A 20,492-nucleotide genomic window follows, 5' to 3' on the forward strand; every position below is an offset into this window, starting at 1 on the left:
AGCCCCCGAAATCCGCAAATTTCACCGTCCGAGACCTGACCGACAAGACCTGACCAACGGCCGATTCCGGCCCCTGAACGAGGAAACGACCATGCGTGTTTATTACGATCGCGACGCCGACCTGAACCTGATCAAGGGCAAGAAGGTCGTCATCGTCGGCTATGGCAGCCAGGGCCACGCCCATGCGCTGAACCTGAAGGATTCCGGCGTCAAGGACGTGGCGATTGCGCTCCGCAAGGGTTCGGCCTCGGCCAAGAAGGCGGAAGCTGCCGGCTTCAAGGTGATGGAAGTCGCCGAGGCCGCCAAATGGGCCGATCTGGTCATGATGCTGACCCCGGACGAGCTCCAGGGCGACATTTACCGCGAGCAACTGCACGACAACATGAAGAAGGGCGCCGCCCTCGTCTTCGCGCACGGTCTCAACGTCCACTTCAACCTGCTCGACCCGCGCGCCGATCTCGACGTTCTGATGATCGCGCCGAAGGGCCCCGGCCACACGGTGCGTTCGGAATACCAGCGTGGCGGCGGCGTGCCCTGCCTGATCGCGATCGCCAAGGACGTCTCGGGTAACGCCCACGACCTCGGCCTGTCCTACGCCTCCGCCGTCGGCGGCGGCCGTGCCGGCATCATCGAGACCACTTTCAAGGAAGAATGCGAGACCGACCTGTTCGGCGAGCAGGTCGTGCTCTGCGGCGGCCTGGTCGAGCTGATCAAGGGCGGCTACGAGACGCTGGTCGAAGCCGGCTACGCCCCGGAGATGGCCTATTTCGAGTGCCTGCACGAAGTGAAGCTGATCGTCGACCTGATCTATGAAGGCGGCATCGCCAACATGAACTACTCGATCTCCAACACCGCGGAGTACGGTGAGTACGTCACCGGCCCGCGCATCGTCACCGACGAGACCAAGAAGGAGATGAAGCGGGTTCTGAACGACATCCAGTCCGGCAAGTTCGCCCGCGACTGGATGCTCGAGAACAAGGTCAACCAGACCTCGTTCAAGGCGACCCGCGCCAAGCTCGCCGAGCACCCGATCGAGGAAGTCGGCGCCAAGCTGCGCGACATGATGCCCTGGATCAAGAAGGGCGCGCTGGTCGACAAGTCGAAGAACTAAGCGGCCGTTCGGATACGGCGTATCGGTTGCGCCGCATCCGGACACGCGAGCGAAAACACAAGCTTCGCTCGCCAAACCAATTCTTAAATCTTCGCGATTATATTCGAGCGAGATCGCAACCAGCGGTCTCGCTCTTTTCGTCTCGCGCGAAGCATTGCTGCTTCATTCAAATTCTTCGCGAGCTGAAGTGCTCCCTGAGCATGAAGAACTGACGCTTAAACCACATTCTTGGTCTCGCGTTGTTTTCGGAATTTCTCAGAAGCTCCCGATCCTCAAAAGCCCAGCGTCTTCAGGGTCAAGGATTCGGCTCTTCATCCATACCTTCAGGATGCAATCAATCGCACGTCGCGAGGTTCGCACCTCGCTTCAACTTAAGAACTGACACCCGCGGCGTCTCCTAGAGCGGTGGACGGCATTGCGCCCCGGCACCTTTCGCCTGCATGATCGCGGGAGCTCTTGGGGAGGAAGATCATGCGATCCGTCGTCGTCACCGGCGCGTCCACCGGCATCGGCTGGGCCATTGCGAAGTTTCTGATCGGGCGCGGCTATCGTGTTTTCGGTAGTGTCCGCAAGCAGGCCGATGCGGATCGGCTCATGGGTGAATTCGGTACGAACTTCACGGCGCTGCTGTTCGACGTCACCGACGAGGCGGCGGTCCTCGCGGCTGCGCGAAAAGTCCGCGAGGCGCTGGGCGGCGAGACGCTGGCCGGTCTCGTCAACAACGCCGGCGTCGCGGTCGCCGGTCCCGTGCTCGAATTGTCGGTCGACGACTTTCGCCGGCAGATGGAGATCAACGTCATCGGCCCGGTCATCGCGACGCAGGCCTTTGGGCCGCTGCTGGGCGCCGACCCGTCGCTGGAGGGACCGAAGGGCCGGATCGTGATGATCAGCTCGGTCGCGGGCAAGAACGGCAATCCGTTGTCGGCGCCTTACTGCACCTCCAAGCATGCCATCGAAGGTCTGTCGGAGAGCTTGCGCCGCGAATTGATGCTGTTTGGCATCGACGTCATTATCGTCGCACCCGGCGCCGTCAAGACGCCGATCTGGAGCAAGGCCGAGCAGATCGATCTTTCGGTCTACCAGAACTCGCTTTATCTGCCGGCGCTGAACAAGGTCATGGCGTTCATGATGAAGCTCGGCGAGACCGGGCTGCCGGCCGAGCGGATTGCCGAGGTCGTTTTCGAGGCGCTCACCGCCGAGAGGCCCAAGGTTCGCTACCAGATCACGCCGGACCGGATGCGGCATTTGATGACGGCCACGCTGCCCAAGCGTGTGGTCGACCGCATCATCGCCAAGCGGCTCGGGCTGCTGCCGCAGGGCTGAGCCTCCGAGGTGAGACCATTGCCGGACAGGTGATCAATTTCCGATCGTGGGAGCGTCTTGAGATGCCGGCTTATGTGATTTTCGACGTCGAGATCAGGGATTTGCAGCAGTACCAAAGCTTCATGTTGGGCGTGAAGCCCGCCCTGGAGGCCGCTGGAGCTCGATATCTGGCGCGAGGGGGCGCCCACAAGGTCTACGAGGGAGACTGGCAGCCCCGCAGGATCGTTCTGCTGGAATTCCCATCCGTCGCAGCCTGGGAGGCATTTTACACAGGCGCGACCTACCAGGGACTCAAAGCGGTCCGGGACGCTTGCAGTTCTGCCCGCCTGGTCAGCGTCGAAGGCCTCGACTAGACGGCAAGTCGGTTCTGCACTGCGGGATTTGCCCTAGGGACGAATTGGGCCCGGAGACCGATCGGCTTCCGCTAACATTAAGCGAAGGTCGGACCGCGACACGCGTTGCTTGTCCGTGACCGTTCAATTACAGTTTTATGACACGGTGCAGGCCTTCCGGCTGCGCCGAACGCCGCAGGCCCGGTCAGCCGGCTCGGCATCACCGTGCCGGACCAGCAGTTGCGTGTCGTCGATGGCGTCCGCGCCCAATCCAGGTCCTTCTGCCACGACCGCCGTGCTGGCAAGCGTCGCTGCGCTCGGCATCTGGCGGCTGCTCGCGGTTGCAGCGCCGCATCTCGCGGCGCTCGTCCTGATGTACGAGACCGAGACGGATTTCGGCGCACGGCTCTCCTTCGTGCTGGCCTGGGGCATCCTCAACTTCTTCTGGATCGCGCTGCTGCGGCGGCCGGCGCTCTCGGGTGCGCTGTCGCTGACTATGGTCGTGGTGCTGGTGCTGCTGTCACGGCTGAAGCACGACGTCGTGCAGATGACGGCCAACTTCATCGACCTGATGATGATCGACCGCGACACGGTGGCGTTCCTGTTCACGATCTTCCCGAATTTGCGCTGGTCGGTGATCGGGGCCGGCCTGGTCACGCTGCCGCTGATGTATGCGCTGTGGTGGCTCGACCCATTCCGCGTCCGTAGGCTACCGGCACTCGCCTCGATGCTCGCCTGCCTCGCCGCGCTAGTCGGCTATTCGCTCTATCATCCGGACGAGGCTTGGCGCGGCTATTACGACGACGGCTATCTCTCGAAGTTCTTCCGCTCCGGCGTCAGCGCGGTCTCCGACTTCGCGCAATACGGCTTCATGGAGTCGGCCGTTTCGACCAACGAACGGCTCAACATGCCGCTGGTCGATGCCTGCCATCCTGCCGGCCGGCGGCCGAACATCATCATGGTCCATGATGAATCGAGCTTCGACATCCGCGCCGCGCAGGGCATCAAGGTGCCGGCCGGCTACGGCAGCCATTTCAAATCCTGGGACGGCAAGGAGCGCGCGTTCCTGGCCGAGAGCAATGGCGGGCCGAGCTGGTTCACCGAATACAACGTGCTCGCGGGGTTGTCGTCGCGCTCGTTCGGCCGCTTCGCCTATTTCGTGACGCGCATTGCAACAGGCCGTGTCGAGCGCGGCCTGCCGCTGGCGCTGCGCCGCTGCGGCTACGACACGATGTCGCTCTACCCCGCCTATGGCGGCTTCATGGCCGCGCGCAGCTTTCAGGTGACGACCGGCATCGAACGCTTCCTCGACTCCAAGGATCTCGGCGCCAAGGATGTCGAGCCGGATAGCTTCTTCTATGACAAGGCGCTCCGGCTGATGGGTGAGCGGACGCCGAACAAGCCGCTGTTCACCTTCATCTATCTCGGCGCCAATCATTTCCCCTGGGAGACGCGCTTCCGCCCGGATCTGCTGCCGAACTGGCGCGCACCGGGCAATGTGCCGTCCATCGACGAGTACCTGCGGCGGCAGGCGATGAGCGCCGAGCAGTACAACGCTTTCCTCGCGGGCTTGAAGAAGAAATTTCCCGGCGAACCCTTCCTGATCGTGCGCTACGGCGATCATCAGCCGGAATTCGCGCCCGGTATCCTCGAGCCCGGGCTCGACGAGGGCGCTCTCGGCAAGAAGCTCGACGCCTACGACGCACGTCTCTACGCGACTTACTACGCGATCGACGCCGTCAATTTCGAGCCGGTGAAAAGCGAGGCCGTGATGGACACGGTCGACGGCCCGTATCTGCCGCTGGTCATCCAGGAAGCCGCCGGCATCCCGCTCGATCCGTCCTTCGCCGAGCAGAAGGAGATCATGCTCCGCTGCAAGGGCATATTCTACGGATGCAAGGACGGGGCCGAAGCGCGCCGGCTTAACCGGCTGCTGATCGATGCGGGGATGATCAGGGGGCTGTAGCGTCTCTCCAACGTCGTCCTGGCGAAGGCCAGGACGACATCGAACGAATGGCGCGGCTACCGCCCACCCACCTTCTCCCATAGCCATTTCGCCACTGCATCCGCCGACGAATTCGCGTCATTGCCGGCGGCGCGCAAATTAGCTTCGCGCATGGTCGCGATGTCGATCTTGCCGAGCAGCGGCTTCACCGCGGCCCGCAGCCGTTCGTCGCCGGCGCGCTTTGGGGCCAGCAACAGGATCGCATCGTAGGGCGGGATCGCGTGCCTGGGATCGTCGAGCGCAACGAGATCGTATTTTGCGATCAACCCGTCGCTGGTGTAGCCGGCGATGACATCGACCTCGCCGCTGGCGACGGCCGCATACATGAAGTCCGGCTGCATCTGGCGCTGGGCGCGGAACGAGAGGCCATAGGCTTTTTGCAGCGCCGCCCATTCGGGTCGCGAGAAAAACTCATAGTCGCCGGCGATCGACAGGGTCGAAGCATGCGCGGCGAGATCGGCGATGGTGCGGATGCCAAGCGCCTCGGCGCGCTTCTTCGGGATCACCAGCGCATAGGCGTTCTCGAAACCGAGCTCGCCGAGCAGGGTGATGTTCTCCTTCGCAAGCGTTGTCTGCAGCTCCGCCAACAGCTCCGCGCGCGGCTTGATGTCCGTGCGGTGAAGCTGATTGGCCCAGAGCGTGCCGGAATAATCGACGTAGAGATCGATATCGCCGGCTTTCAACGCCTCGAAGATCACGCTTGAGCCGAGACCGGATCGTGCGACGGCGGAGAGACCGGCGGCCTGAAGCCGGTCCCGCATCAGCGCCGACAGCACATACTGCTCGGCGAACGTCTTGGCGCCGACGACATAGTTCTGTGACGAGCGCCCCATCGTCGGCACCAATGTTGCGGCGACCAGTGCCGCGATCCCGGCCGCGCCAAGCGCCGCACGCACGCGGCTGCGCCAGCGCAGGCCGCTCTCGATCAGGCCGAGCAGTTGATCGACGGCGAGCGCCAGCAGGGCCGAGGCAAAGCAGCCGAACAGCACGAACACCCAGTTCTGGGTCTGGAGCCCGGCAAAGATGTAATTGCCGAGGCTGGTCTGCCCGATCGGGGTCGACAGCGTCGCGGTGCCGATCACCCACACCGCGGCGGTGCGGATCCCCGCCATCATGACCGGCAGCGCCAGCGGCAGTTCGACCATCACCAGCGACTGCCGCGCGGTCATTCCGACGCCTTTGGCAGCCTCTATCAGCGCGGGATCGATGCCGTTGAGGCCGGTGATGCCATTGCGCAGCACCGGCAGCATCGAATAGAGCGCCAGCGCCAGCATCGCCGGCAGGAAGCCGAAAGCGGAGAAGGAGACGCCGAACCAGGCCAGCGCCACGGAGGCCGCGAGCAGCAGGAGCGGATAGAACAGCGCGAGCAGCGCCAGCCCGGGCACCGTCTGCACGATGCTGGCGAGCGCGAGCAGCACAGCGCGCGGCGTGGGACGGTTGCGCGTCAGAATCGCCAGCGGCAGGCTGACGATCAGGCCGAGCGCAAGCGCGGCGAGACTCACCCGCACGTGGTTGCCGAGATAGTCGGGCAAATGCGCCAGCGCTTCGCCCCAACGCGGATCGGTGAAAAGGCTCATGCCGCCCCGCCCTTTAGCAGCAGCGCGTTCAATCGCTCGACCTGGCGTCGCGGCGTCCGCAGCAGCTCCAGCACGTAGGCGTCGCTGCTTTTCGAGAGCTCCACTGGCGTGCCCTGCGCCAGCAGCTTCCCGCTGCGCATCACCGCGATGCGGTCGGCGAGCAGGATCGCTTCCGTCATGTCGTGGGTGATCATCACGGTGGTCAGGCCGAGCTTGCGGTGCAGCTCGCGAAAATCGTCGCCGAGCGCATCGCGGGTAAGGGGATCGAGCGCGCCGAATGGCTCATCCATCAGCACGATGCGGGGCCTTGCCGCAAGCGCCCGCGCCACGCCGACACGCTGGCGCTGGCCGCCCGAGAGCGCATCCGGCAACCGCCCGCGATGGGCGGCCCGGTCGAGCTGCACGAGCTCGAGCAACTCATCGACCCGTGTTGCGATATCCGCTGCCGAGACGCCGAGCAGCTTCGGCGTGATCCCGATATTGTCGGCGACGCTCAGATGCGGGAACAGTCCGCCGCTCTGGAAAACGTAGCCGATGCGGCGCCGCAGCGCGACCGGATCGACGGATTGCACGTCGTCGCCCTCGACCGTGATCGTGCCCCCATCCGCCTCGATCAGGCGGTTGGCGAGCCGCAGCAGCGTCGTCTTGCCCGAACCCGAGCCGCCGACGACGGCTACAAATTCGCCTTCGGCGATGTCGAGTGACACATCGTCCACGGCCTTGAGCGCGCCGAAGCTCTTGGTGACGTGGGCATAGCCAATCATCGGCCTGGACGGCATCGGGCGGGGCTCACTGCGCTGACCCGCCCCAGGGAAGGGAGGGGGAAGGGAGGGGATGACAAGGCCCATGCGTAGCACGCTTGGCGGCTTGATTGAACTTGGTCGCGCGAGCGGCTAAGGCATCGGGCCAAGTTCGGAGGAAGCATATGATAACGCCTACGGCAGTGGCGCTGGAAGATGCCAAGGTCGCGTTCCAGTTGGGGGACGGGCGGGTCTATACGGCGGTGGAGAAGGCGCATCTGACGGTGGCGCAGGGCGAGTTCGTCGCCATCGTCGGCCCGACCGGCTGCGGGAAATCAACACTGCTCAACGTCGCGGCCGGGCTGCTGAAGCCGGCTGCGGGGAGCGTCAGGATATTCGACCAGCCACTTGCCGGGCTGAACCGGGACGCCGGCTACCTGTTCCAGGCCGATGCGCTGTTCCCCTGGAAGACCGCGCTCGACAACGTCGCGATCGGGCTCGAAGTCAGCGGCACGCCGCGCAGCGAGGCACTGCCGCGGGCGCAGACATGGCTGACCTCGGTCGGTTTGGGCGCCTTCGCCAACCGCTATCCGCACATGCTCTCGGGCGGCCAGCGCAAGCGCGTGGCGCTGGCGCAGGTGCTGATCCGCGAACCAAAGATCCTGCTGATGGACGAGCCGTTCGGGCCGCTGGATGCACAGACCCGGCAGGTGATGGGCAACCTGTTGCTCGACCTCTGGAACGCTGACCGCAAGGCCGTGCTGTTCGTCACCCATGATCTGGAAGAGGCGATCGCGCTCGCCGACCGCGTCGTGATCATGTCGGCGGGGCCGTCCTCCCGCATCATCGGCGACTGGCGCGTGAGCCTGCCGCGCCCGCGCGACATTTTCGAAGTGCGGCTGGACAAGGAATTCCATGCGCTTCATCGCGAGATCTGGAGCGTGCTCAAGGACGAGGTCATGAAGGGCTATGCGCAGTCCACGCAAGCGGCGGAGGCGGTCTGATGTCGCGCGTCACGCTGCTTACGCTGCAAGTGCTGGTCGCGGTGGTCTGCCTCGCGCTGTGGCAATTGCTGTCGACTGTGCCCGTGTTCGGCAAGATCCTGCTGCCGCCGTTCTTCTTCTCCAATCCGGTCGATGTCTTCGCCCAGATCGTCAAATGGTTCTCGTCCGGTGTGATCTGGAAGCATCTCGGCATCACGCTGACGGAATCGATCCTGGCCTTCGTGATCGGATCGGCCGGCGGTGTGCTGATCGGCTTCTGGTTCGCGCGCCAGCCGCTGGTCGCCGCGGTGTTCGATCCCTACGTCAAGATGGTCAACGCTCTGCCGCGTGTGGTGCTGGCGCCGATCTTCGCGCTGTGGCTTGGGCTGGGCATCTGGTCCAAGGTCGCGCTCGGCGTGACGCTGGTGTTCTTCATCGTGTTCTTCAACGTCTATCAGGGCGTCAAGGAGGTCAGCCGCACCGTGCTGGACAACGGCCGCATGCTCGGCATGAGCGAGCGGCAGCTGATGCAGCACGTCTATTGGCCTTCGGCGCTGTCGTGGATGTTCTCCTCGCTGCACACGTCGGTCGGTTTTGCCGTGGTCGGTGCCGTCGTCGGCGAGTATCTGGGATCGGCGGCGGGGCTCGGCTACCTCATTCAGCAGGCCGAGGGCATATTCGACGTCGCCGGCGTCTTCGCCGGCATGTTCGTGCTGTCGGCCTTCGTCATCCTGATCGACTTTGGCGTGACGTTGGTGGAGCGGAGACTGCTGGTGTGGCGCCCGACCGTGGACGGACGCGGCTAGGCCGCAAGGGGCCCGCGCAACGCGCGAGCCCCGGATCGATCAGTCCAGCAGCTTGGTGTCATCGGGCGCCTGCGGCGGCGTCTTGATCGCGATCGCCTTGACCTGTCCGCTGATCGGCTTGGTGCCGCCATGCGGCGTCCCCTTCGGGATGATGACGAGGTCGCCCGGCTTCACCGTGACTTCCTTGTCACCGAACCAGATCGTGCCGATGCCCTCTAAAATGTACTGGATCTCGTTGGTGTTGGGATGCATGTGCTTGGGCACATTGCCGACCTGGATCGAGATGGTGGCGCCATCGGCGCTTGCGAACGTCTTGGAGCGGTAGCCGACGGCGTTGGCGTTCCCCAGCGCGTCGCCCTCCATCTCGCCGGTGTGGATGATCTGCGGAGTGATGTTCTCCGCGGCCAGCGCCGGCCGCAGCAGGTGGGTTGCGCCGCATCCGGCGGCAAAAGCGGTGGCGATCGACAGTCCGATTGCAAGGCGATTCATGGATGATCCTCCCCATCAAGAATTGTTCTTGTGGGCTTCATGCTATTGCGCCGAAAGGCCGATGGCCAGCGCCTTCGGTCCTGCTTCTCAAGCCAGCCCGGCTGCTTTATGGTGCCGCCAGCCGAACGGAGGAAACCAATGAAGAACACGATAGCCAGGCTCGCGGGCGCGCTGCTCGCGCTGACGCTCACCACCGGTCTTGCCGCGGCGCAAAGCAAGGTCACGATCGCGATCGGCGGCGGCTCCTGTTTGTGCTATTTGCCGACGGTGCTGGCAAAGCAGCTCGGCGAATACGACAAGGCGGGTCTCGACGTTGAGCTCGTGGACCTCAAGGGCGGCTCGGACGCGCTCAAGGCCGTGCTCGGCGGCAGCGCCGACGTGGTCTCCGGCTATTTCGACCATTGCGTCAACCTCGCGGCCAAGAAGCAGGAGCTTCAGGCCTTCGTGGTCTATGACCGTTATCCCGGCCTCGTGCTGGTGGTTTCGCCGTCGCACACCAACGAGATCAAGTCGATCAAGGACCTCGCCGGCAAGAAGGTCGGCGTCAGCGCGCCCGGCTCCTCCACTGACTTCTTCCTGAAGTATATGCTGAAGAAGAATGGCGTCGATCCCGCCAGCACCGCCGTGATCGGCGTTGGCCTCGGCGCCACTGCGGTCGCCGCCATGGAGCAGGGCCAGATCGATGCGGCCGTGATGCTCGATCCCTCCGTGACCGTGCTCCAGGGCAGCCACAAGGATCTGCGCATCCTCTCGGACACCCGCACGCAAAAGGATACGCTTGAGACGTTCGGCGGCGAATATCCGGGCGGCGCGCTGTACTCGACCGCGGCCTGGGTCGCCGGCCACGAGAAGGAGACGCAGGCGCTGACCAACGCGATCCTGGGCACGCTCGCCTGGATCCACTCGCACTCGCCCGAGGAGATCATGGCGAAGATGCCGGAGGAGACGGTTGGCAAGAACAAGGACCTCTATCTCGCTGCACTGAAGAACACGATCCCAATGTTCTCCGAGACCGGCAAGATGGACCCGAAGGGCGCCGACGCCGTGCTCGCGGTGTTCAGCGTTGGATCGCCCGAGGTCGCCAACGCCAAGATCGACGTCAGCAAGACCTTCACCAACAAGTATGTCGAGCAGGCCAAGAAGACCACGGGAAGCGTCAAATAACTGACGCGAAGGCGTGGTCATCAGGCGCATGACGTCACCAATCATTCATCGCGTCACGACGCTTGAACTTGCCGTGCGGCCGATCGTCTGGGCGTTCGCGGAGGAGCGGCGCGCCGAGATCGCCACGCATTTCGCCGAGAAGCAGCGCGAGCGGCCAAAGATCTGGAACGGTCGCGTCCTGCTCGGGCGTGATGCAACGTTCGCCGACGGGCATCTTTCTGCGACGTATTTCGAGACCGATTTCGCGAGCTTCCTCGCCTGGCGCGATTGGGGTTTTCCCGACAAGGCCGTGTTCAACGGTTTTGGCATGGGCGCGTTGCGCGCCTCCGACGGCGCCTTCGTCATGGGTGAGATGGCGCAGCACACCGCCAATGCGGGCCGGATTTATTTCCCGTCCGGTACGCCCGATCTCGAAGACGTCAGGGGCCACACGCTGGACATTCCCGGCAGCGTGATCCGCGAACTCGAGGAAGAGACCGGCCTGACCGCCGCCGACTATCGGGTCGAGCCGGACTGGCACTGCGTCGTCACCGGCCCGACGATTGCGATGTTGCAAATCGTCAACCTGGACATGCCGGGTGATGTGGCGCGTGCGCGGATCGAAGCCAATCTGGCGGACGAGGCCGAGCCAGAGCTCTCGGCCATTCATCTCGTGCGCGGGGTGAGCGATCTCACGCCGTCCATGCCGCGATTTGTCACGGCCTTCGTCGAGCAGCAGTTCGCGTTGCGCTGATGCGCGAGGCTTGACATCGCTGCGCTCAGCCCATGTGATGGGCGAAAATATAAAACCAAAAAGAATGCAATGCACAATCGTCCAGGGAGGTTTTGATGCGCGTGCGCATGGCTGCCCGTTTGGTACGTGGGCTGTTGGTCGCGATATCAGCGACGGGCTTGGCGGCGTCCGCCCAGGCTCAGGATCAAGGCAAAGAGAAGAAGATTAAGATCGGCGTCGTTTTCGATTTGACCGGGCCTCTCGCCGGCGGCGGCTCTGAGCTCGGCTATATCGGCGCAAAGATCATCCTCGACCATTTCGCCAGGACCGGCGTCGAGGGTTACAAGATCGAAGCGGTCTATGCCGACGCGCAAAGCAAGCCCGACATCGCGATCAACGAATCCGTCCGCCTGCTCGAGCAGGAAAAGGTCGACATGGTGCTCGGCTTCTTCTCCTCGGCGCAATGCGTGCCGGTGGCCGCCCGCGTCGAGCAGCTCAAGAAGTTCATGTGGATGACGACCTGCATCTCGTCGGCCGTGTTCAACGAGAAGGGTTACAAATATGTCTTCCGCCCGCAGGCGAGCGGCGACCAGTTCGGCATGATGACGATGGATTTCATCGCGCAGAACGCCAAGGCGAAGTTCGACAAGGAGCCGAAGGATCTGCGCGTCGCCATCATTCACGAAGACGGCGCCTATGGCGTCGACGTGTCCAGGGGCAACGAAGCCGGCGCGAAGAAGGCGGGATTCAACGTCGTGATGAAGGAAGGCTACTCGGCCACCGCGCCTGACCTCTCCGCGCTGGTGACCAAGTTGAAGCGCGCCAAGCCCGACGTCATTTTCCACACCGGCTACAACCCCGATATCACGCTGTTGCTGCGTCAGGCGCGCGAGCAGGGGCTGAAGTTCGGCGCGCTGATGGGGCACGGCGCGGGTTACGGCGTCTATGAGAAGCTGAAGGAAGGCATGGGGGTGGATGCCACCTACATCTTCAACACCGACCCGATTTCGATCTGGCTTGCCAACCAGAAGACCATGGATCCCAAGCTCCCGCCGGTGATCAAGATGGTCGGCGAGGAGTTCGACAAAATCCGGCCCGGGGTCGCCATCCGCTCGGCGCATGTCGGCATCGGTGCGTCCAACACCTATGTGTTCATGAACGACGTGCTGCCGCGCGCGATCAAGCAGTATGGCGGGGTCGATCCGGATGCGCTGCGCAAGGCTGCGCTCGACACCGATATTCCCGAAGGAGGCACCATGCTCGGATTCGGCGTCAAGTTTTACGGCGAGGGCACGCCGATGGCCGGGCAGAACGAGCGCTCATTCCCGGTCGTGATCCAGTATATCGACGACAAATCCTCCGTGGTGTGGCCCAAGAGTCAGGCGCAGCGCGAGGCCGTGCTGCCGCTGCCGAAGGGCACCACCTACAGCAACCAGTAGCGCCAGGGCGCGCAGAGAGGAGAGCGGGACGGTGCTGGAAGTCAGCGGGCTGGTGAAGCGGTTTGGTGGCTTCACCGCCGTCAACAATGTGTCGTTCAAAGTCGATCAGGGCGAGATCCTCGGCCTGATCGGCCCCAACGGCTCGGGCAAGAGCACGATCTTCAATATGCTCTCGGGTACACTGGCGCCGACGTCCGGTTCGATCCTGTTCGACGGCTCCGAGATCGCGGGCCTTCCGCCGCACCGGATCATCAACAGCGGCATCGGCCGCACCTTCCAGATCCCGCGACCATTCCGCCGCCTGACGATCTTCGAGAACGTCGCGCTCGCCGGATTCTATGGCCAGGGCCGCCACAGCCGTGCCAGGGCCGAGGAGGCGGCCGAGCGCTCGCTGGCGATGGTCGGCTTGCCGACCGATCGCCATGCCAGCGTCGACGGCCTCGGCGCAGCCGGCCTGAAAAAGCTCGAACTGGCGAAAGCGCTCGCCACCGCGCCAAAACTTCTGCTGGCCGATGAGAGCCTCGGCGGCCTCGACGAGGCCGAGATGGGGCAGGCGGCTAACATGCTCCGCAACATCCGCGACGAGCTCGGCATTACCATCATCTGGGTCGAGCACATCATGGGCGTGCTGATGCGCGTCGTCGATCGCGTCATGGTGCTCGATCACGGCGAGAAGATCTCGGAAGGTTTGCCGAGTGCCGTTGCCGGCGATCCCCGTGTCATCGAGGTCTATCTCGGCACCGATGCCGAGACCACGCAGGCTGCGGCCGCCGCAGCGCGCCGCCGCGCGGGGGTGCAGTGATGTTGGAGCTCCGCGGCGTCAATGCCGGCTATGGTACCTTCCAGGCACTGTTCGACGTCAATCTCGACGTGAGGGCGGGTGAGGCCGTCGGCGTCATCGGGCCGAACGGCGCGGGCAAGACCACATTGATGCGCGTCATCTCCGGGCTGATCCGCCCCTCGCGCGGCTCGATCAGAATGGAAGCCGTCGACGTCGTGGCCACGCCGCCGCACAAGATCGTCAGCCTCGGGATCGCGCATGTGCCGGAGAACCGGCGGCTGTTTCCGCAGCTCTCGGTCGACGACAATCTCAAGATGGGTGCCTTCATGCAGGAGGCGCGCGGCCACTATGCCGAGCGGCTGGACGTGGTGTTCGAGCTGTTTCCGCGCCTGAAGGAGCGCCGCCACCAGATGGCGGGCACCATGTCCGGCGGCGAGCAGCAGATGTGCGCGATCGGCCGCGCGCTGATGTCGAATCCAAAGCTGCTGCTGCTCGACGAGCCGTCGGCGGGGCTCGCGCCGGTCGTGGTGCAGCAGGTGTTCGAGCTGGTGAAGCGGATCCGCGCCAGCGGGCTGACCGTGCTGATCGTCGAGCAGAATGTGCAGCAGGTGCTGAAAGTGGTCGATCGCGCCTATCTGATCGAGGCGGGTACGATCAGGTCCTCAGGCACCTCGGCCGAGATGCTGGCGAGCGACACGGTCAAGGAAGCGTATCTCGGGGTGTGAGGTTCATGCAGGCATGCAAGCATTTCTGGACATTTTCGACATCTACCTGCTGGAGGCCGTGATCAACGGCATCCTGCTCGGCGGCGTGCTGGCGTTGCTCGCGCTCGGGCTCAATTTGATCTTCGGCGTCATCGACGTGACCTGGATCTGCTACGCAGAGCTGGTGATGATCGGCATGTACGCCATGTACTTCCTGGTGCAGTATTACGGCATCAGCTATTTCGTCGCCGCGCCGCTCACCATCCTGCTGGTCGCGGTGCTCGGCGCGGCGCTACATTACCTCGTGATCGCGCCGCTCCTCACCGCGCCGCCGATCAACCAGTTGCTGGCGACCGGCGGGGTGCTGTTCGTGCTGCAGAGCTTTGCCACCGTCGCCTTCGGCATCGACTTCCGCAACCTCGGCATCCGCCTGCCGGTGCTCGCCTTCGGCGACATGAATTTCAGCTACGCACGACTTCTGTCCTTCCTGGCTGCGCTGGTCGGCATGGTCGCGGTCTATCTGTTCATGACACGGACCTTCACCGGCACCGCGATCCGCGCGATCTCGCAGGACCGGCAGATCATGGCGCTGATGGGCGTCGACACGAAGCGGATCTATCTCATTACCTCTGCGATCGGCGGGGGGCTGGCCGGGCTCGCAGCCTGCCTGCTGGTTCTGCAATATGACGTGCATCCCTTCGTCGGCCTGTCATTCGGGCCGATCACCTTCCTGATCTGCGTGCTCGGGGGCCTCGGCAATTTCATCGGCGGCTTCATCGCCGCCTTCGTGTTCGCCGAGATCATCTCGCTCGGCGGCCTGTTCTCCGATCTCGAATGGGGCTATGTGCTCGCCTTCGCGTTCTTCATCGTCATGATGTTCATCCGGCCCGCGGGCCTGCTCGCGAGGCGCCGATGATGGGGCGGAGACGGCTTGCAGCTTGGGGGATCGGATTGGCGGCGCTGGTCGCGCTGCCTTTCGTCTATCGCGATCCCTATCATCTGCACATCCTGGTGCTGATCCTGATCTGGTCGTTCGCCTATACGTCCTGGTCGATGATGGGGCGGTTCGGCCTCGTCTCGCTCGGCCATGGCGGGTTCATGGGGATCGGCGCCTATGTCACCGCACTACTCTGGAATCACCTGGGCTGGTCGCCCTGGATCGGCATCCCCATCGGCATGGTCGCGGCCGGCGCGCTGGCGCTGATCGTCGGCTATCCCTGTTTTCGCTTCCGCATCACCGGGCACTATTTCGTGCTGGTGACGCTCGCGCTCTCAGGCATCGTGCTCCAGGTCATCACGGCGACGCGCGACTACACCGGCGGCTCGCTCGGCTACACGCCGAACCGGGCCGCGGGCAACAAGCTCTGGTCGCTGCAATTCGACGACAAGATCACCTGGTACCTGATCGCGCTCGGGGTCTGGCTTTTCGGCATCGTGGTCTGGCACTGGGTCGACCGCAGCATGGCCCGCTATGCGCTGGAGGCGATCTCGGAGGACGAGGACGCCGCGGCCGCCGCCGGCGTCGACGTCACCGCGGAGAAGCTGAAGATCACCCTGCTAAGCGCGCTGATGACGGCATTGGCCGGCGCGCTCTACTGCCAGTACCAGATGTTCATCACGCCCGATACCGTCAGCGGCATCGCGGTGTCGCTCCAGATGGTGTTCGCGGCCATCGTCGGCGGCCTGTTCGTCTCGCTCGGCCCGACCTTCGGCGCTATCATCACGATTATGCTGGCCGAGACCCTGCGCATCGGCTTCGGCACCAAGGCGGTCGGCTGGGACAATCTCGTCTACGGAGTGCTGCTGGTGCTTTTCATCATATTCCTTCCGAAGGGTATCCTTGGTAGCTTGCTCGACCGATTGAAGCCGCAACGCAAGGTGTCCCGCGCTCATGAGCAAGAAGTCGTCCAAATCGCTCGCCCAGGAGCTTGACCGTTACATTACACCATTCCGCTACGATGGTTCGGGCAAGTTTCATCTCAAGGATCACAAGACCAACGAGAAGGGCGACCTCGACAAGGAGAAGGCCCAGGAGATTCTCAATGCCAACATGAAGCGGCTGATCGCGTTTCAGGAGAAGCTCTACGCCCAGGACCGCTGGTCGGTACTGATCGTGTTCCAGGCGATGGACGCCGGCGGCAAGGATTCCGCGATCAAGGCGATCTTCGAGGGCATCAATCCGCAGGGCTGCGAAGTCAGTGCCTTCAAGGCGCCGAGCAGCAAGGAGCTCGATCACGATTTCCTCTGGCGCCACGTGGTCGCGCTGCCGGAGCGCGGGCATATCGGCATCTTCAACCGCTCCCATTACGAGGAATGCCTGGTGACGCGCGTGCATCCGGAGGTCCTCGCCAAGGAGAAGCTGCCGTCAATGCTCGTCACCAAGAACATCTGGAAGGAGCGGTTCGAAGACATCTGTGCGTGGGAGCGCTATCTCGCGCGCAACGGCACCGTGGTACTGAAGTTCTTCCTCAACCTGTCCAAAGACGAGCAGCGCGAGCGCTTCCTCGACCGGCTGGAGGATCCGTCCAAGCAGTGGAAGTTCTCCATGGACGACATCAAGGAGCGCGCGCTGTGGCCGCGCTACCAGGCGGTCTATCAGGACATCGTCCGGCACACGGCAACGCCTCATGCGCCGTGGTATGTCGTGCCGGCCGACCACAAATGGTTCGCGCGCGTCGTGATCGGGTCGGCCATCGTCGCGGCGCTCGAAAAGCTCGATCTGCGCTTCCCTCGCGCCGACAAGGCCTCGGCGGGTGAATTCGACGAGGTGCGCAAGGCGCTGGAGAAGGAGGAGAAGGCGGGCAAGAAACAAAAAACGCGAAAACAACCCCATGCACAGTAGCCGGGGATAACGAAATCAATGACTTGAAGGTCAGCGCGAGCGCTTGCGGATTTAACGAAATCGTTTGACTCGTCGGGCAAAACAGGGGCATGATGTCATCATCCCCAAATTCCTCAGTACTCGCGTCCACCGGTAGCAGAAGCGTTCTACATTGGCGGGAAGGGCGGCCTCGCAATTCGCCCACATCTCGCATTTCGCTGCAAGCGAATCCGTCGCAGTCAGATGGAACGCGCCCTCAAATGTGATTTGCGCGCCGTTGATCTTGCTTGACAGTTCTGCGTCACGGGAGGACCATCTCAATGGTCGCAAACAAGCGACGCGCAACGTCCACATCAAGAGCAAGGGGAGGTCTATGACACCACCTCCGCAGATCCAGCCGCGTTAAGTGCGATGGAGCTCGTTCGGACTATCGCATAGCGGCAGAAAACCGCGAACGGCACGCCGGGCCAAGGTTTAGAGGGCTGCATCAGTGTGGCATAGCCCCTACCTGCCCGGCGCTGTATTGTGCATCACATCGATTGCACACCGATCCACGTCGGAGCGCCGTGACGCGGCCGCCGTGCTTTTGACATCGTGCTTCTCTCTTCCTCCTCCTCACGGCCGTCATTCCGGGCCGACTCCCGGAATGACGGAGGGCTGTCGCATATCAGGGCTGTCGCATATGACGTCTGAGCGGCGCCTGAGCGAGCGCCTCGTCCTTCGAGACGCCGCGTTCTGCGGCTCCTCAGGATGAGGCTCAGCTGCATCCACCGCGTTGAAATGTTGCCGCATATTCATCCCTCATCCTGAGGGCTCGCCGCAGGCGGGCGTCTCGAAGAATGGCCGCGGTTGAGCTTCCAGCCGCGTGCCTGCATTCCGATCGCTGCACGTCCTGCCTTGAGACCGCGGTTCCCGTTTCCTGCACCGCGGCAAATGCCAAGAGAATGTCGCCTCATTGGCCAACTTCCGACACAGCGCCCGGGCGAATAGCGTCGATCCGACATGATGCATGTGCTTCGGCGGTGACGGGCCCGACGTCGCCGTCGCATTCATTTTCCCAGGGATCCCTCGTGTCGCATAAGCTTGCCTCCGCGCTTCTCGCCGCGCTCTTGATCGCGATCTCATCTCTCTCCTGCGCCCGCGCCGCGCCGCCGACGAGTAGCGCTGCCGCGTTGTCGCCCGATGAGGCCAAGCGCGCGCTGGAAACGCTGCAGGACGACAAGAAGCGCGCGCAGATGATTGACACGCTGCGCGCGATCGCCAATGCGTCCGGTGCACAGCAGCCCGCGCCCGAGCCAAAATCGCCGATCCCGCTCGCGGCCGACGGCCTCGGTGCGCAGCTCATGCTCACCGTGTCCGAGGAAATCGGCGAGATTTCGCGAGACGTCGCCGATATGGCCAGGACGCTCACGCACTTCCCGGCGTTCTATTACTGGATCGTGCGGACCGCGAACGATCCCGCGGCCTACAATCTCCTGATCGAGATCGCCTGGAAGCTTGCGCTGGTGTTCGGCTGCGCCTTCTGCGCCGAATGGGTGATCTTCCGTCTGATCCGCCGCCCCGTCGTGTTCCTGGAAGGGCGCATGCCGCAAACGGCGCGTCTGCCGGTGCAGGTGTTGCCCATTGCCGATCCGCCGTCATCCGTGGCCGATGTCACCCCGGCGCCCGAACTGCACATGCGCCGCCACAGCCTGGCGCGGGCCTGGCAAATCATGCTGCGGCTGCCGCTCGTGCTGGGACGCTTCCTGCTCGAGCTGCTACCCGTGTTGGTCTTTGTCGGCCTCGCCACGGCGCTGCTCGGCACCGAGATCGGCGGGCCCACCACCGTCCGTCTCGTGATCCTCGCCGTCGTCAACGCCTATGCGTTCTCGCGCGGGCTCATCTGTGTGGTCCGTGTGCTGGCGGGACCGTTCGGCTTGTTTCCGGTCAAGGCCGAAACCGCCGCCTATATCGAGATCTGGGCGCGCCGTATCGTCGGTGTCGGCGTCTCCGGCATCGCCTTTGCGAATGTGGCGCTGCTGCTCGGCCTGCATCGCGGCGGCTACGCCGCTCTCCTGCGCATGGTGATGCTGGTCGTGCATCTCTTCATCGTCGTCATCATCCTGCAATGCCGCCGCCAGGTCGCCGAAGCGATCCGCGCGCCGGCCGACCGGCAGGGGATCGCGGCGCGACTGCGCAACCGCATCGCGGGCGGCTGGCACTATCTCGCCATCGCGCTCGACCTTGCGCTGTGGGCCGTGTGGGCGCTGAACATTCGCAACGGCTATTCGTTGCTGCTGCAATATTTCGTCGGCACCATCGCGGTGGCGCTGATCACGCGTGTCGCCATCATGCTGACGCTGGGCCTGATCGACCGCGGCTTCCGCATCAAGCCCGAGATCCTCCAGCGCTTTCCGGGCCTCGAGATCCGCGCCAACCGCTACCTGCCGCTGCTGCGCAAGATCGTATCCGGCGTGATCGCCTTCATCGGCCTGGTGGCCGTGCTCGAAGTCTGGGGCGTCGACGCCATCGTATGGTTTTATGGGGGCCAGATCGGCAGCCGGCTGATCTCGGCGGTGGTGACGATCGGACTTGCCGTGTTCATCGCAGCTGCGATCTGGGAAGCCAGCAACGCGCTGCTGGACCGCCAGATCAATACGCTGTCGCGCGATGGGCACTATGCCCGGGCCGCGCGGCTGCGGACCTTTCAGCCGATGCTGCGCACGGCCTTGCTGTGCGTGATCGCCACTGTCGTCGGGCTCACGGCGCTCAGCGAGATCGGCGTCAACGTCGCGCCGCTGCTGGCGGGCGCCGGCATCGTCGGCATCGCCATCGGCTTCGGCTCGCAGAAGCTGGTGCAGGATCTCATCACCGGCCTGTTCCTGCTGCTGGAGAACACCGTCCAGGTCGGCGACAGCGTCAGCGTGTCCGGGCTATCGGGCGTGGTCGAGAACGTCTCGATCCGCACGATCAGGCTTCGTGCCGGCGACGGTGCCGTGCACATCGTGCCGTTCAGCGCGGTCACGACTATCACCAATGCCAGCCGCGGCGCCGGCAATGCGTCCGTCAGCGTCAACGTCGCCTACAAGGAGGATACCGACCGCGCCGGCCAGATCCTCAAGGACATCGTCGACGAGATGCGCCGCGAGGTGGAATTCCGCAGTCTGATCCGCGGCGATCTCGAGCTCTGGGGCATCGACAAGGTCGACGGCGCCATGGTGTCGATCGTCGGCCAGATCCGCTGCACCGAGGCCGGCCGCTGGCCGGTGCAGCGCGAATTCAACCGCCGCATGAAGCAGCGTTTCCAGCACAACGGCATCGAGGTCGCATCCGCCACCCAGACCATCCTGATGCACATCGCGCCGCCGGCTGATGGCGCCGCTCATCTGACGCCAAGGCGAGCGGTCGGCTAGAGAGTCTGTCCATAAACGTCGGCTTGCCAATCGAAAGCGGAAGTGTCCGACCTTGCGTGTGATCGGCGGCTCGTGATCCAAACCGGAAGTCGGCATGCCAACGATAACTCAGA

The 20,492-nt window shown here is 63.9% G+C and carries 18 protein-coding genes; 15 read left to right on the forward strand and 3 right to left on the reverse strand.

Annotated features, from left to right (window positions below; genetic code table 11):
* Positions 1-91: 91 nt before the first annotated feature.
* The 4 genes from ilvC to AC0L3B_RS21515 all read left to right on the forward strand — a co-directional run bounded on the left by ilvC (position 92) and on the right by AC0L3B_RS21515 (position 4,732).
* Complete coding sequence (gene ilvC / locus AC0L3B_RS21500) at positions 92-1,111, forward strand: ketol-acid reductoisomerase (protein WP_085385123.1); 1,020 nt, start codon at positions 92-94, stop codon at positions 1,109-1,111.
* Between the two features lie 471 nt (positions 1,112-1,582).
* The gene (locus AC0L3B_RS21505) at positions 1,583-2,434 is read left to right on the forward strand and encodes an SDR family oxidoreductase (RefSeq protein ID WP_473381000.1); all 852 of its coding nucleotides are present in this window, start codon (positions 1,583-1,585) and stop codon (positions 2,432-2,434) included.
* Positions 2,435-2,496: 62 nt separating this feature from the next.
* Positions 2,497-2,787, forward strand: coding sequence for a DUF1330 domain-containing protein (locus tag AC0L3B_RS21510; RefSeq protein WP_018454346.1), 291 nt, complete (start codon positions 2,497-2,499; stop codon positions 2,785-2,787).
* A gap of 232 nt (positions 2,788-3,019) precedes the next feature.
* The gene (locus tag AC0L3B_RS21515) at positions 3,020-4,732 is read left to right on the forward strand and encodes a sulfatase-like hydrolase/transferase (protein ID WP_473381001.1); all 1,713 of its coding nucleotides are present in this window, start codon (positions 3,020-3,022) and stop codon (positions 4,730-4,732) included.
* Between the two features lie 56 nt (positions 4,733-4,788).
* Here AC0L3B_RS21515 and AC0L3B_RS21520 read toward each other — a convergent pair whose 3' ends face one another.
* Positions 4,789-6,348, reverse strand: coding sequence for a glycine betaine ABC transporter substrate-binding protein (locus AC0L3B_RS21520; protein ID WP_473381002.1), 1,560 nt, complete (start codon positions 6,346-6,348; stop codon positions 4,789-4,791).
* The gene (locus tag AC0L3B_RS21525) at positions 6,345-7,127 is read right to left on the reverse strand and encodes an ATP-binding cassette domain-containing protein (protein ID WP_018454349.1); all 783 of its coding nucleotides are present in this window, start codon (positions 7,125-7,127) and stop codon (positions 6,345-6,347) included. The genes AC0L3B_RS21520 and AC0L3B_RS21525 overlap by 4 nt, the downstream gene beginning before the upstream one ends.
* A gap of 146 nt (positions 7,128-7,273) precedes the next feature.
* On the opposite strand from AC0L3B_RS21525, the gene AC0L3B_RS21530 reads away from it, so the two are divergent.
* Entirely contained in the window at positions 7,274-8,092 is an 819-nt protein-coding gene (locus tag AC0L3B_RS21530; protein WP_085350258.1) for an ABC transporter ATP-binding protein, read from the forward strand.
* Positions 8,092-8,877 (forward strand): ABC transporter permease, encoded by a 786-nt coding sequence (locus tag AC0L3B_RS21535; protein ID WP_018454351.1) that lies wholly within the window; start codon positions 8,092-8,094, stop codon positions 8,875-8,877. Before AC0L3B_RS21530 ends, AC0L3B_RS21535 begins: the two co-directional genes overlap by 1 nt.
* Positions 8,878-8,916: 39 nt before the next feature.
* On the opposite strand, the gene AC0L3B_RS21540 is transcribed toward AC0L3B_RS21535, so the two are convergent.
* Positions 8,917-9,366: a cupin domain-containing protein gene (locus AC0L3B_RS21540; RefSeq protein ID WP_473381003.1), complete on the reverse strand. Its 450-nt coding sequence runs from the start codon at positions 9,364-9,366 to the stop codon at positions 8,917-8,919.
* A gap of 138 nt (positions 9,367-9,504) precedes the next feature.
* On the opposite strand from AC0L3B_RS21540, the gene AC0L3B_RS21545 reads away from it, so the two are divergent.
* The 9 genes from AC0L3B_RS21545 to AC0L3B_RS21585 all read left to right on the forward strand — a co-directional run bounded on the left by AC0L3B_RS21545 (position 9,505) and on the right by AC0L3B_RS21585 (position 20,379).
* Positions 9,505-10,530 carry an ABC transporter substrate-binding protein gene (locus AC0L3B_RS21545; protein ID WP_018454353.1) on the forward strand — a complete coding sequence of 342 codons (1,026 nt, stop codon included), beginning with the start codon at positions 9,505-9,507 and terminating at the stop codon, positions 10,528-10,530.
* A gap of 28 nt (positions 10,531-10,558) precedes the next feature.
* Entirely contained in the window at positions 10,559-11,263 is a 705-nt protein-coding gene (locus AC0L3B_RS21550; RefSeq protein WP_018454354.1) for a hypothetical protein, read from the forward strand.
* A gap of 95 nt (positions 11,264-11,358) precedes the next feature.
* Positions 11,359-12,681, forward strand: a complete 1,323-nt coding sequence (locus AC0L3B_RS21555; RefSeq protein WP_085350254.1) for an ABC transporter substrate-binding protein — start codon at positions 11,359-11,361, stop codon at positions 12,679-12,681.
* A gap of 31 nt (positions 12,682-12,712) precedes the next feature.
* Positions 12,713-13,483 carry an ABC transporter ATP-binding protein gene (locus AC0L3B_RS21560; RefSeq protein ID WP_018454356.1) on the forward strand — a complete coding sequence of 257 codons (771 nt, stop codon included), beginning with the start codon at positions 12,713-12,715 and terminating at the stop codon, positions 13,481-13,483.
* The gene (locus tag AC0L3B_RS21565; RefSeq protein WP_085350252.1) at positions 13,483-14,187 is read left to right on the forward strand and encodes an ABC transporter ATP-binding protein; all 705 of its coding nucleotides are present in this window, start codon (positions 13,483-13,485) and stop codon (positions 14,185-14,187) included. Before AC0L3B_RS21560 ends, AC0L3B_RS21565 begins: the two co-directional genes overlap by 1 nt.
* Before the next feature lie 13 nt (positions 14,188-14,200).
* A complete protein-coding gene (locus AC0L3B_RS21570) occupies positions 14,201-15,082 on the forward strand; it encodes a branched-chain amino acid ABC transporter permease (protein WP_018454358.1) in 882 nt (293 codons plus the stop codon).
* Positions 15,079-16,098: a branched-chain amino acid ABC transporter permease gene (locus tag AC0L3B_RS21575; RefSeq protein WP_085350250.1), complete on the forward strand. Its 1,020-nt coding sequence runs from the start codon at positions 15,079-15,081 to the stop codon at positions 16,096-16,098. Before AC0L3B_RS21570 ends, AC0L3B_RS21575 begins: the two co-directional genes overlap by 4 nt.
* Positions 16,058-17,008: a polyphosphate kinase 2 family protein gene (locus AC0L3B_RS21580; protein WP_085385132.1), complete on the forward strand. Its 951-nt coding sequence runs from the start codon at positions 16,058-16,060 to the stop codon at positions 17,006-17,008. The genes AC0L3B_RS21575 and AC0L3B_RS21580 overlap by 41 nt, the downstream gene beginning before the upstream one ends.
* A gap of 1,049 nt (positions 17,009-18,057) precedes the next feature.
* Complete coding sequence (locus tag AC0L3B_RS21585) at positions 18,058-20,379, forward strand: mechanosensitive ion channel domain-containing protein (protein ID WP_473381004.1); 2,322 nt, start codon at positions 18,058-18,060, stop codon at positions 20,377-20,379.
* Positions 20,380-20,492: the final 113 nt, after the last annotated feature.

The sequence above is a fragment of the Bradyrhizobium sp. Kon56 genome, from assembly GCF_055807635.1.